This window comes from Microbacterium sp. NPDC090281 (assembly GCF_044769635.1).
Taxonomy (GTDB): domain Bacteria; phylum Actinomycetota; class Actinomycetes; order Actinomycetales; family Microbacteriaceae; genus Microbacterium.
In genome coordinates, this window is sequence record NZ_JBIVYH010000001.1 from 2,706,046 (window position 1) to 2,718,461 (window position 12,416).

10 protein-coding genes are annotated in these 12,416 nt (G+C 66.7%); 4 read left to right on the top strand and 6 right to left on the bottom strand.

Features of this window, described 5'->3' with window-relative positions; genetic code table 11:
• Window positions 1-54: 54 nt before the first annotated feature.
• The 3 genes from ACIQTX_RS13020 to hrcA are packed head-to-tail and all read right to left on the bottom strand — an operon-like array spanning window position 55 to window position 2,969.
• Complete coding sequence (locus ACIQTX_RS13020; RefSeq protein ID WP_402972592.1) at window positions 55-783, bottom strand: 16S rRNA (uracil(1498)-N(3))-methyltransferase; 729 nt, start codon at window positions 781-783, stop codon at window positions 55-57.
• Window positions 784-785: 2 nt separating this feature from the next.
• The gene (dnaJ, locus tag ACIQTX_RS13025; protein WP_028501649.1) at window positions 786-1,901 is read right to left on the bottom strand and encodes a molecular chaperone DnaJ; all 1,116 of its coding nucleotides are present in this window, start codon (window positions 1,899-1,901) and stop codon (window positions 786-788) included.
• A 36-nt stretch (window positions 1,902-1,937) separates the two neighbouring features.
• A complete protein-coding gene (hrcA, locus tag ACIQTX_RS13030) occupies window positions 1,938-2,969 on the bottom strand; it encodes a heat-inducible transcriptional repressor HrcA (RefSeq protein WP_402972595.1) in 1,032 nt (343 codons plus the stop codon).
• A gap of 103 nt (window positions 2,970-3,072) precedes the next feature.
• Here hrcA and ACIQTX_RS13035 point away from each other — a divergent pair, with 103 nt between their 5' ends.
• Window positions 3,073-4,491: a carboxylesterase/lipase family protein gene (locus ACIQTX_RS13035; RefSeq protein WP_402972597.1), complete on the top strand. Its 1,419-nt coding sequence runs from the start codon at window positions 3,073-3,075 to the stop codon at window positions 4,489-4,491.
• A gap of 15 nt (window positions 4,492-4,506) precedes the next feature.
• Here ACIQTX_RS13035 and hemW read toward each other — a convergent pair whose 3' ends face one another.
• The 3 genes from hemW to lepA all read right to left on the bottom strand — a co-directional run bounded on the left by hemW (window position 4,507) and on the right by lepA (window position 8,314).
• Complete coding sequence (hemW, locus tag ACIQTX_RS13040) at window positions 4,507-5,724, bottom strand: radical SAM family heme chaperone HemW (protein ID WP_402972599.1); 1,218 nt, start codon at window positions 5,722-5,724, stop codon at window positions 4,507-4,509.
• Window positions 5,724-6,377, bottom strand: a complete 654-nt coding sequence (locus ACIQTX_RS13045) for a DUF1990 family protein (RefSeq protein WP_028501645.1) — start codon at window positions 6,375-6,377, stop codon at window positions 5,724-5,726. Before ACIQTX_RS13045 ends, hemW begins: the two co-directional genes overlap by 1 nt.
• 83 nt (window positions 6,378-6,460) lie before the next feature.
• A complete protein-coding gene (gene lepA / locus ACIQTX_RS13050; RefSeq protein WP_105525818.1) occupies window positions 6,461-8,314 on the bottom strand; it encodes a translation elongation factor 4 in 1,854 nt (617 codons plus the stop codon).
• 241 nt (window positions 8,315-8,555) lie between these two features.
• Between lepA and ACIQTX_RS13055 the strand changes: the two genes are divergently transcribed.
• From ACIQTX_RS13055 to ACIQTX_RS13065, 3 genes are read left to right on the top strand one after another with little or no spacing between them, the layout of a single operon-like run.
• Window positions 8,556-9,539, top strand: coding sequence for an ABC transporter permease (locus tag ACIQTX_RS13055; RefSeq protein ID WP_028501643.1), 984 nt, complete (start codon window positions 8,556-8,558; stop codon window positions 9,537-9,539).
• Between the two features lie 2 nt (window positions 9,540-9,541).
• The gene (locus ACIQTX_RS13060) at window positions 9,542-10,471 is read left to right on the top strand and encodes an ABC transporter permease (protein ID WP_028501642.1); all 930 of its coding nucleotides are present in this window, start codon (window positions 9,542-9,544) and stop codon (window positions 10,469-10,471) included.
• Window positions 10,468-12,396 (top strand): ABC transporter ATP-binding protein, encoded by a 1,929-nt coding sequence (locus ACIQTX_RS13065; protein WP_402972603.1) that lies wholly within the window; start codon window positions 10,468-10,470, stop codon window positions 12,394-12,396. Before ACIQTX_RS13060 ends, ACIQTX_RS13065 begins: the two co-directional genes overlap by 4 nt.
• Window positions 12,397-12,416 lie beyond the last annotated feature (20 nt).

Consider the following 12,416-nt stretch of genomic DNA (forward strand, 5'->3'; position numbering starts at 1 on the left):
ATCGTCTTCACGACGAAGAGGGTGCGCGTCCGTCGGACGCGCACCCTCTTCGCATCACCAGCGTCCGAGCGCCACAGAGAGGACGGCGATCGCTGCAGGCCCTGCCGTCGATGTGCGCAGCACCGTGGAGCCGAGCAGCACGCGCTCGGCTCCGGCGTCGGAGAGCATCGCGAGTTCGTGATCCGAGATGCCGCCTTCGGGACCGACCACCAGCACGATGTCACGACCGTCGGGCTCGAGCTCCGAAAGACGGGTCGGCGCGCTCGGATCAAGTAGCAGTACGCGCTGGGAGGCGGTCCGCGCGGCAAGCTCCGCCGTCGAAACGGGCGCCGAGACCGTAGGAACCCAGGCACGGTGCGCCTGTTTGGCCGCTTCGCGCACGATGCTCGCCCATCGCTCTCGACCCTTCACTGCTTTCGGGCCTTCCCAGCGCGACACGCTGCGGCTTGCCTGCCACGGCACGATCTCATCGACGCCGAGTTCGCACGCGGCCTGCACGGCGAGTTCATCGCGATCACCCTTCGCGAGCGCCTGGACCAGGACGATCCGCGGCGCTGGAGTGGGGTGATCGGTGCGCTCCGCGATACGGACCTCGACTCGAGTCGGCGACACCTCTTCGGCGACCCCCGTGAGCCACACCCCGGCGCCGTCTCCGACCGTGACCGCTTCGCCGACGCGGAGCCTCCGCACGACGGCCGCGTGCTTCGCCTCAGCACCGGTCAACGACACGACGTCGCCGACACCGGCGCCCGTCGACGACTCGACCAGGAAGTGCAGTGCCATGATCAGTGGCTGCGGAAGCGGTCGCGAAGCTTCGAGAAGAGTCCCTGTTGGAACTGCGCGAGCTCGGGCGCCGGCGACTTCGCCTTCTTCGCGAAGTCCTCGATCAGCGCGCGCTGCGCAGAGTCGAGCTTGGTGGGCGTCAGCACCTGCACGCCGACGCGCAGGTCGCCGCGCTGCGTTCCTCGCAGAGGTGTGATTCCGCGGCCCTTGATCGTGAGCACGTCACCAGACTGCACGCCGGGGCGGATCTCCAGGTCGACTTCGCCATCCAGTCCCTGGATCTTGGTCTCGGTGCCGAGGATCGCGTCGGTCATCGACACCTCGAGGGTGGCGAGCAGGTCGTCGCCATCTCGGCTGAACGCGGCGTGCGGATTCACCGTGACCTCGACGTACAGGTCGCCGTTCGGCCCGCCGGCCTTTCCGACCTCGCCCGAACCGGGCAGCTGCAGACGAAGCCCCGTCTCGACGCCGGCCGGGATGTCGAGCGATACCGTGCGGCGCGAACGTACGCGCCCCTGACCGCCGCAGGTACCGCAGGGGTAAGGGATCGTCGTGCCATAGCCTTCGCAGGTACCGCAGGGCTGCGAGGTGACGACGTTGCCGAGCAGGCTCCGCACCTGACGCTGCACGTGGCCGGAGCCGCCGCAGATGTCGCAGGTGACGGGCGACGTGCCCTCCTGGCAGCACGAGCCCTGACACGTCTCGCACAACACGGCGGTGTCGACGTCGATGTCACGGTGTGCGCCGAACACGACATCACCGAGGTCGAGCGTCACGCGAACGAGGGCATCTTGCCCGCGCTCTCGACGCGAACGCGGACGCGCGCCGCGCCCGCCGCCCTGCGAGGCTCCGAAGAAGGTCTCGAAGATGTCGCCGAAGCCACCGAACCCGCCGAAGTTGCCGGCGGCGCCGTCTCCGCCGCCCATGTCGTAGCGGCGACGCGATTCGTCGTCGCTGAGCACGTCGTACGCGTGGGTGACCAGCTTGAAGCGCTCGGAAGCGTCTTCTCCCGGGTTCACATCCGGGTGCAGCTGTCGCGCGAGGCGTCGATACGCCTTCTTGATCTCGTCGGTGGAAGCGTCTCGGGACACCCCGAGAACCTCATAATGGTCCGCCACAATCGCCCTTCTGCGTGTGTCTTGTCGGCGGCCGCCTCAGCGGCCGGCCTCGTCTTCGTCGAGCATCCGCGACAGGTAACGGGCCACGGCCCGTGCTGCTGCGAGGTTGCTCGGGTAGTCCATCCGTGTCGGGCCCATCACGCCGACTCGCGCCGTGCCGCTGGGCGCGGCGTAGTTGCTGGCGACGATCGATGCCTCACCGAGACCGAACGGGGCGTTCTCGGTGCCGATGCTGGCAGCGAGCCCGTGCTCATCCGTCACCATCTCGCTCATCAGCCGCAGGAGTGTGACCTGCTCTTCGATCGCCTCCAGAAGCGGATGGATGCTGCCGCGGAAGTCTTGCTCCCGACGCGCGAGGGTCGCGGCTCCCGCCATCACCAGCCGCTCCTGCCGGAAGCTGCCGAGCTCGTCCATGACGACGACCGCGACCGTGCGCAGGACGAGGTCCTGAGGCGTCTCCTCTGCAGCGAGCAGCGTCTGGAGTCGGTCGGAGGCGTCGCTGATGGCCTGCCCGGTGATCAACGCGGACAGCCGCCCGCGCAACACCGCAAGTGCTGCATCGTCGATCGCCTCGGAGACGACGGCCATGCGCTGCGACACTCCGCCCGCATCGGTCACCAGAACGATCAGGAGTCGATTCGGAGCCAGCGCCACGAGCTCGACGTGCGAGACATGGGCGCGGGCGAACGACGGGTACTGGGCGAGAGCGACCTGACCGGTCAGCTGCGTGAGCACTCTCACCGTGCGCACCATCAGGTCATCGAGGTCGGCGGGCTCGCCGAGAAACGACTCGATCGCCGTGCGCTGGGCGGTTGAAAGCGGCCGCAGCTGGGCGAGGTGGTTCACGAACACGCGGTAGCCCTTGTCGGTGGGCACACGGCCGGACGAGGTGTGCGGTGCGGTGATGAGCTCTTCGTCTTCGAGCAGAGCCATGTCGTTGCGGATCGTCGCGGCGGAGACGCCGAACGAATGCCGATCCACGATCGAGCGGCTGCCGACGGGCTCGTGGGTTTCGACGTAGTCCTGCACGATCGCTCGGAGAACCTGGAGTCCTCGCTCTGTGACCATCGCCCTTCCCTTCCGCTGGCACTCGGACGTTCAGAGTGCCAATCCTACCCCGTGCAGCTCGGGATTTTCCGTACCGCGGGCGCACGACCCTAGGATGACGCTCATGACCACCTCCTCCCAGGCCACCCTGTCCAGCGGCATCGTCCGCGGCACCGAGGAGGCCGGGATCGTCCGCTACCTCGGCATTGCGTATGCCCAGGCCCCGTTCGGGGAGAACCGGTTCCGCGCTCCGCAACCGGTCGTGGCCTGGGAGGGCGTGCGAGAGTCGACGCAGTTCGGTCCCACGCCGCCCCAGGTTCCGTACTCGGGTGCGATCGGCGAGCTCCTGGGCTCGGTGCACATCGACGGCGACGACATCCTCACGGCGAACGTCTGGGCCCCGGCAGAGGGATCCGGTGCGCCTGTCCTGCTGTGGATCCATGGCGGTGCGCTCGAACGCGGTACGGCGGCACTGCCGCTCTACGACGGCACGGTGTTCGCGAAAGCGGGCATCGTCTTCGTCTCCATCAACTATCGCCTGGGATCGGAGGGGTTCTCGGTGCTCGAAGGCGCGCCCCGCAATCTCGGCCTGCGCGATGCCGCCGCCGCGCTGGCGTGGGTGCATCAGGAGGTCGAGGCCTTCGGCGGCGATCCGGCACGGATAACGGTGATGGGCGAGTCCGCCGGCGGCGCGATCGTCGCCGGCCTCCTCGCCCGAGACGACTCTCGTCCGCTGGTCGCCCGAGCCATCATCGAGTCAGGCCCGCTCCAGGCACAGACCGCGAAGAAGGCAGGGCGCGTGACAGCGCAGCTCGCGAAGCGGCTCGGCGTGAGAGCCGACCGCGATTCATTCGTCGCCCTGACTCCCGAGCAACTGCTCGAGGCACGCAGGGCGCAGTCTGCGGGCTCGTCGCCCCTCGGCGGCGCCCCCGGCTTCCAGTTCGCGATCGACGAGGACAGCCTCCCGCGCTCTCCGCACGAGGTGCTTGGCGAGATCGACACCCCGCTGCTGATCGGCAGCAACACCGACGAGTATCGGCTCTGGTTCCCGCCCGAGGCGCTCGCCGGCATCAGCGAGCTGAAGCTGCAGGCGGCGCGCCTCCTCTCCCGGATCCCTCGTCGCGCGGTCACCGAGTACAGATCCGCGTTCCCGGGAGCGAGCACCGGCGAGGTGTTCGGGCAGCTCGTCACGGACATGATGCTGCGTGCGCCGCTGACCCGCGTGGCGGCCGCACGTCCGCACACGACCCACGTCTACGAGTTCGCGTGGCAGAGTCCGGTGCGAGATCTGCGGGCGGCTCACGCGCTCGAGCTCGGATTCGTGTTCGACGGGCTCCGTGACGAGGAGGCCGAGCGCATGGCGGGGCCCGATGCCCCGCAGCAGCTCGCAGTCGAGATGAACAAGGCCTGGATCGGTTTCATCACCGATGGCGATCCCGGATGGCCCGCCTTCGGGCCCGGCCGCACGACGCGTGTGTTCGACACGGAAAGCGCCACCGTCGCGCAGCGCCGCACAGCAGGACTGGACCTCCTACCCGGTTGATCCGGGCGGCAGCCGTCAGTCCGTCAGTTCCCGCACCACCGCGTCGGCGAGAAGGCGACCACGCAGGGTCAACTGAATACGGCCGTGGAGAGCGGCGACCGGGTCGACGAGGCCATCAGCCATGAGGCCGGCGACCCTGTTCCGGTTGGCGCTCGGCACGTCGTCGACGGCGATCCCTTCGCGGATCCGACTGAGCAGCAGAATGCGCTCGAGCGTCCTCGACTCGTCGTCAGGACGCTCCGTACCGGCTGCCGGTGACTCGAATGCCGCGAGCCGCTGCGCATACGCGGCGGGGTGCTTCACATTCCACCACCGCAGCCCCGCGACATGACTGTGCGCCCCCGGGCCGAAACCCCACCAGTCGCTCCCTCGCCAGTAGGCGAGGTTGTGCCGTGATCGCTGATCAGGCGTGCGCGCCCAGTTGCTGACCTCGTACCAGTCGAACCCGCCCTCAGCGAGGCGCGCGTCGGCGAGCTCGTACATGTCGGCCTGCAGGTCATCGTCCGGGGTCGGGACCTCGCCGCGGCGGATCTGTCTGGCAAGCTTCGTGCCGTCCTCGATGATGAGGGCGTAGGCGGAGATGTGATCCGGTTCGAGCGCGAGCGCCGCGTCGAGCGATGCCTCCCAGTCGGCGAGCGACTCCCCCGGTGCCCCGTAGATCAGGTCGACACTCACGGCGAGTCCCGCGTCTTTCGCCGCAGCGACGGCGGTGAGCACGTTCTCCGGACGGTGCGTACGATCGAGCGCGGCGAGCACGTGCGGAACGGCCGACTGCATGCCGACCGACATCCTCGTGACTCCGGCGTCGGCCAGCGTCCGCGCGACCGCAGGGGTCACGGTGTCGGGGTTGGCCTCGACCGTCACCTCTGCTCCCTCAGCCAGGCCGAAAGACGAAGTCGCGGCCTCGAGCATGCGTGCGAGATCGCCGGCGGGAAGGAGTGTCGGCGTTCCACCCCCGAAGAAGACGGTGTCCATCGGCCGCAGCGCGCCTGCGTCGTGCAGCACTCGATGAGCGAGTGCGATCTCGGAGATCAACGTCGACGCATAGTCTTCCTGCTTCGCACCGCGCAGCTCGGTCGACGTGTAGGTGTTGAAGTCGCAGTAGCCGCAGCGCACCGTGCAGAAAGGAATGTGCAGGTAGGCGGAGAACGGCACGCTCGTGTCGATCGGAAGGTCGGAGGGCAGATGCCCGTCCGTCGGCGCCGGATCTCCGAGGGGAAGCGGTCCTGCCATCAGAGGGGGGTCGCGTACAACGGCGAGATCGCCCGGAGGTATCGTGCGAAAAGCTCGCGACGGCGACGCTTCACGAGAGCCGGAACGGTGCGGTACAGCAGACCGTTGGGTGCGTCGAAGGCGCGAACCGTGAACCAGACCTCGTCGTTGTCTTCACGCCAGTCCACGTCGAAGGATTCCTCGCCGCTGACGACCGAACCGCCGACGGTCCCGAGCACGAAGCCGATGCGACGGGTCTCCTCGGTGACCGAGATCACACGGAGCTCGGAGTCGGCACGCATCCCGCCGACGCGGCCCCGGAGGTGAAGGGTCATCCCCGCGCCGACGAACGGCATGCCCTCCGCGTCGTAGCGTGGCTCGACATCGCGCTTGCTCGGCGCGATCGGATTGCCCTCCGCGTCGAAGCTCACACCCGCATAGGCCGGTCCGGGAGCAGGGCGCACGTCTTCGACCGAGAGGCCAGCGGCACGTTGCGCCGTCCAGGAGAGAAGCGCCTCGCCGGCGGTCTGGAACCGCTCGACGCCGCTGCCGATCCGCCAGGATTCCTCCGCCGGGGTACTGCGCTCCGGCGGGTACTGCATCAGATCGGGGGCGTGGGTCGCACCCACGGCCGCATAGTCCACCGTGTCGTCTCGGAAAGTCCCGCGCCGCATGAGATCCACCCTACTTCGCGTTGCCTGAGCGAACACCCCCACGCGCCGCAGGGCGTCACATCCCCGGGCGCGATCCGGTCCCGCTACTTCTTGTCCTTGCCCTCGACGTCACCGGAGAGCGCGGCGATGAACGCCTCCTGCGGGACCTCGACGCGGCCGACCATCTTCATGCGCTTCTTGCCCTCCTTCTGCTTCTCGAGGAGCTTGCGCTTACGCGTGATGTCACCGCCATAGCACTTGGCGAGCACGTCCTTGCGAATAGCCCGGATCGTCTCGCGGGCGATGATGCGTGCACCGATCGCCGCCTGGATCGGAACCTCGAACTGCTGGCGGGGAATGAGCTTGCGAAGGCGCTCGGCCATCATCGTGCCGTAGGCGTAAGCCTTGTCGCGATGCACGATGGAGCTGAACGCATCGACCTTCTCGCCCTGCAGGAGGATGTCGACCTTCACGAGGTCGGCCTCCTGCTGCCCCGAGGGCTCGTAGTCGAGCGAGGCATAACCCTGCGTCTTCGACTTCAGCTGATCGAAGAAGTCGAAGACGATCTCACCGAGCGGGATGTTGTACCGCAGCTCCACCCGCTCTTCGGAGAAGTACTCCATGCCGAGCAACGTTCCACGACGCGACTGGCACAACTCCATCACGGTGCCGACGTAGTCCTTGGGCAGCAGGATCGCCGCCTTCACCATCGGCTCCGACACCGAGCCGATGCGCCCGTCGGGGTACTCGCTCGGGTTGGTCACCGTGACGGTCTCGCCGGTGTCGCTCGTGAGCACCTCGTAGATCACGCTGGGTGCGGTGGTGATGAGGTCGAGACCGAACTCGCGCTCGAGACGCTCGGTGATGATCTCGAGGTGCAACAGACCGAGGAATCCACAGCGGAAACCGAATCCGAGCGCCACCGAGGTCTCGGGCTCATAGGCGAGCGAGGCGTCGGAGAGCTTGAGCTTGTCGAGCGCCTCACGGAGCTCCGCGTAGTCGCTGCCGTCGATCGGGTAGAGACCGGAGAAGACCATCGGCTTGGGGTCGGTGTAGCCCGGGAGGGGCTGAGTCGACGGCTTGCGAGCGGTCGTGATGGTGTCGCCGACCTTCGAGAGACGCACGTCCTTGACACCGGTGATGAGGTACCCCACCTCGCCGACCCCCAGTCCCTTGGACGGGACCGGCTCGGGGCTCGAGACGCCGACCTCCAGCGCCTCGTGGTTCGCACCGGTCGACATCATCTGAATGCGCTCACGCGGAGACAGGCTGCCGTCCACCATGCGGACGTAGGTGACGACGCCTCGGTAGGAGTCGTACACGGAATCGAAGATCATCGCGCGGGCGGGAGCGTCGGCATCGCCCACGGGCGCCGGGATCTCCTTCACCAGCCGGTCGAGCAGATCCTCCACACCGACTCCGGTCTTGCCCGAGACACGCAGCACGTCCTCCGGCTTGCCGCCGATGAGGGAGGCCAGCTCCTTCGCGTACTTCTCCGGGTCGGCGGCCGGAAGATCGATCTTGTTCAGCACCGGGATGATGTGGAGGTCGTTCTCCAGCGCCAGGTAGAGGTTCGCGAGCGTCTGCGCCTCGATGCCCTGGGCCGCGTCGACGAGCAGGATGGCTCCCTCGCAGGCTGCGAGCGAGCGCGATACCTCATAAGTGAAGTCGACGTGACCGGGCGTGTCGATCATGTTCAGCGCGACGGTCTGCCCATCGAGTTCCCATGGCATCCGAACGGCCTGGCTCTTGATGGTGATGCCACGCTCGCGCTCGATGTCCATGCGGTCGAGGTACTGCGCGCGCATGTCGCGGTCAGAGACCACTCCCGTGATCTGGAGCATGCGGTCGGCGAGCGTCGACTTGCCGTGGTCGATGTGGGCGATGATGCAGAAGTTACGAATCTGCGCAGCCGGCGTCGAGGCAGGCTGAAGAGGGGTGAGAGCGCGTGGGGACATGTCCACTCGATTGTACGGTCAGGGGAGGCTAATCCCCGATTCGGCCATACCGGTGATAGTCTCCCGAAGTTGCCAGGGAAAATCCGTGACACCGGATCCCGCAAGCGATAAGACTCCGTCACACACCCCGTGATGGTCGTCGCATCGCAGAGTTCGGTGGATGGCGATTGTGTATCCAACTGACTCAGCGTTGCGTCGGCAGATCCCGAGCGCGTCTGTAGAAGAGAAAGACTGACCCCCCTTGATCAAGTACCTCCTGCGCCGAGCACTCGGCTGGCTGCTCATGATCGTGGTCGCCACGAACCTCACGTTCTTCCTGGCGTGGGGGTTCCTCGATCCCCGTAGCAACTACGTCGGCCGCCGGCCTCCGCTTTCCCCGGAGCAGATCGACAACGTCCTCACCCCGCGCAATCTCAGCGACACGGTTCCGCTGATCGAACGGTGGTGGAACTGGTTCAGCAGCATCCTGTTCCGCTGGGACTGGGGCGTGAGTCCGACCGGGCAATCGGTCAACGAGCAGGTCTCGTATCGCATGTGGGTCAGTGCCGAGCTCGTGCTCGGTGCCACGATCATCGCCGCAGTGCTGGGCATCTGGCTCGGTGTCTACACGGCCTCGCGCCAGTACAAGCTCGCCGACCGCATCGGCCAGGCGACCTCGATCATCACGATGAACGTGAACATCATCGTCGCCGGTCTCGCCGTCGTCCTTCTCGCGATCTCCCTCAACGAGTGGACCGGCGTCCGCATCTTCTACGTCACCGGCTCCTCCAGTCCAGGCGTCACCGGCTTCTTCCCCGTCCTGGTCGACACTCTGCAGCACCTCACGTTGCCGACGATCGCGCTGGTCATCGTCGGATACGCCCAGTACCACTTCCTGCAGCGTTCGCTCCTGCTCGACAACATCAACGCCGACTACGTGCGCACCGCCCGGGCCAAGGGCCTGACCAAGGCGCAGGCGGTTCGCAAGCACGCCCTGCGCACATCGCTGATCCCCGTCGCCACACAGGTCGCCTTCACGATCCCGACGATCTTCACCGGCGCGATCCTGACGGAGCGGATCTTCGCCTGGCAGGGCATGGGCAGATACTTCCTCGACACCATCAACAACAACGACATCAACGGCGTCGTCGCCGTCGCCGCCTTCGGCGCCGTGCTGACCGCGATCGGCGCTGTGCTCGCCGACATCGTCGTCGTCGTTCTCGACCCGCGAGTGAGGGTGAGCTGATTATGACCACCGATATGATCGATCCCCTCGTCGAACCGCCGGCAGCCCCGCCGACCGCAGGGCGCACCACGGGCAAGTCTCTGTCCAAGTGGACGCTCTACACCCGCCGATTCATGCGCAACAAGCCGGCCGTTGGTGGAGTCGTCGTCCTCCTGGTGCTGGTTCTCTTCTCGACGCTGGGACCGCTGTTGTCTCCCTACGCGGTCGACAGCATGGACTTCCTCGCGCTGAGCCAGCCGCCGTCGGCGGCGCATTGGTTCGGCACGAACGTCGCGGGCAACGACACCTACACGCAGACGGCGGTCGGCCTGCAGCGGTCACTGATGATCGCGATCACGGTCTCCGTGGGAACGACGATCCTCTCGGCCCTCGTCGGCACCGCCGCCGCCTACTTCGGCGGCTGGTTCGAGCGCATCGCCCTGCTGGTCATCCACTTCATGATGGTCGTTCCGACGTTCCTGCTGCTTTCGATCGTCTCGAACGATTCCGGCGGTATCTGGTGGGTCATCGCGTTGGTGATGATCTTCGTCAGCTGGTTCTTCCCCGCGAGGATCATCTGGACGATGACGCTGTCGCTGCGAGAGCGCGAGTATGTGCAGGCCGCACGCTACATGGGTGTCCGAAGCCTGCGCATCGTGACGCGTCACCTGATCCCGAACATCGGGTCGCTGCTGGTGATCAACTTCACCCTCGGCATCGTCGCCGCGGTGACGACCGAGACCGGCCTTTCGTTCATCGGATTCGGCGTGAAGATCCCCGATGTCTCCCTCGGGTCTCTGATCGGTGAGGGCAGCTCTTCCATCGTCAGCGCGCCCTGGCTGTTCTATTTCCCCGCGTTGGTCCTCACACTGCTCACCGTCTCCATGGCTCTCATCGCCGATGGACTACGTGACGCCCTCGATCCCACCTCGGCTGCAGGAGGCCGCGCATGAGCCCTGTACTCTCCGTCCGCGACCTCACGGTCAGCTTCGCCTCCGAGGCCGGCCGTGTCGACGCCGTCCGTGGCGTCTCCTTCGATCTCGATGCGGGTAAGACCCTCGGCATCGTGGGCGAATCCGGCTCCGGCAAATCCGTCACGTCCCTCGCCGTCATGGGCCTGCTCGACGAGAACGCCAAGGTCTCCGGCTCGATCGTGTTCGACGGCCAGGAGCTCCTCGGCAAGACCGATGCACAGCTCTCGGCGATCCGCGGTAACGGGATCTCGATGGTCTTCCAGGATCCGCTCACCTCTCTCACGCCCGTGTACACGATCGGTGCCCAGCTGATCGAGGCGCTGACCGTGCACCGCAACCTCAGCATCAAGGAATCGACGGCGCGCTCGATCGAGCTCCTCAAGCTGGTCGGAATCCCCGAGCCCGAGAAGCGGATGAAGTCGTTCCCGCACGAATTCTCCGGAGGCATGCGGCAGCGCGTCGTCATCGCCATCGCGATGGCCAACGACCCGAAGCTGATCATCGCCGACGAGCCGACCACGGCACTCGACGTCACGATCCAGGCGCAGATCCTCGACCTCATCGAGAAGGCCCAGGCCGAGACCGGTGCCGCCGTCATGATGATCACCCACGACATGGGTGTCGTCGCACGCACGGCCGACGACGTGATGGTGATGTACGCCGGCAAGCCGGTTGAGCAGGCGCCGGTGCGCGAGCTGTTCCACCAGACCCGGATGCCGTATTCGATCGGCCTCCTGGGCGCGATCCCACGAGTCGACAAGGCCGAGAAGCAGCCCCTCACCCCGATCAAGGGCAACCCGCCGCTCCTGATCAACCTGCCGGACGCGTGCCCGTTCGCTGACCGCTGCCCCATCGTCATGGACGCGTGCCGCACCAGCGAGCCTGAACTCCTGCCCGTGGTCACCGGCGGTGGTGAGGAGCACCGTGCAGCCTGCATCCGTTCGAACGAGATCACCGACGGAGGCTTGCTCGGCGGCCTCCCCGTGTATCCGGTGCGCGAAGCGCCCGAGAGCGCGCTGACCCGGCTCCCCCGCGAGGAGCGGCCCATCACTCTCGAGGTGAAGAATCTCACCAAGACGTTCCCGTTGCTCAAGGGCGCGTTCCTGAAGCGCAAGGTCGGCGAGGTGCATGCGATCAAGGGCATCAGCTTCGATGTGCGAGAGGGCGAGACCTTGGCCATCGTCGGCGAGTCCGGCAGCGGCAAGACCACGACGCTCCTGCAGATCATGGACATGGTCAAGCAGACCGACGGCGACATCGTCATCGCCGGCACCAGCGTCAACGACATCCACAGCCACAAGGTGGAGCGCGCACTGCGCCGCGACATCCAGATCGTGTTCCAGGACCCGATGGGCGCCCTGGATCCGCGTATGACCGTCGCGGACATCATCTCGGAGCCGCTTTCGGCGATCGGCACGCCGAAGGCTGAGGCGCACCAGCGCGTGGAAGAGCTGATGGACCTCGTCGGGCTCAACCCCGCGCACAGCGATCGCTTCCCGCAGGCGTTCTCCGGCGGGCAGCGCCAGCGCATCGGCATCGCCAGGGCACTGTCGACGAACCCCAAGATCCTGGTGCTCGACGAGCCGGTCTCCGCGCTCGACGTGTCGATCCAGGCTGGTGTCATCAATCTGCTCGATGACCTCAAGGTCAAGCTCGGCCTGTCGTACCTGTTCGTGGCGCACGACCTTTCGGTCGTCCGTCACATCGCCGACCGGGTCGCCGTGATGTACCTCGGCGACTTCGTCGAGCACGGCGATGTGGATGACGTCTTCGACAACCCCCAGCACCCGTACACCAAGGCGCTGCTCTCGGCGATCCCCGTCCCCGACCCCGATATCGAGCGCACGCGCCAGCGGATCGTGTTCGACCCCGCGACAGAGTCCGCTCGGCCTGTCGCCTCCTGATCGGGCGACGGATCACCGTC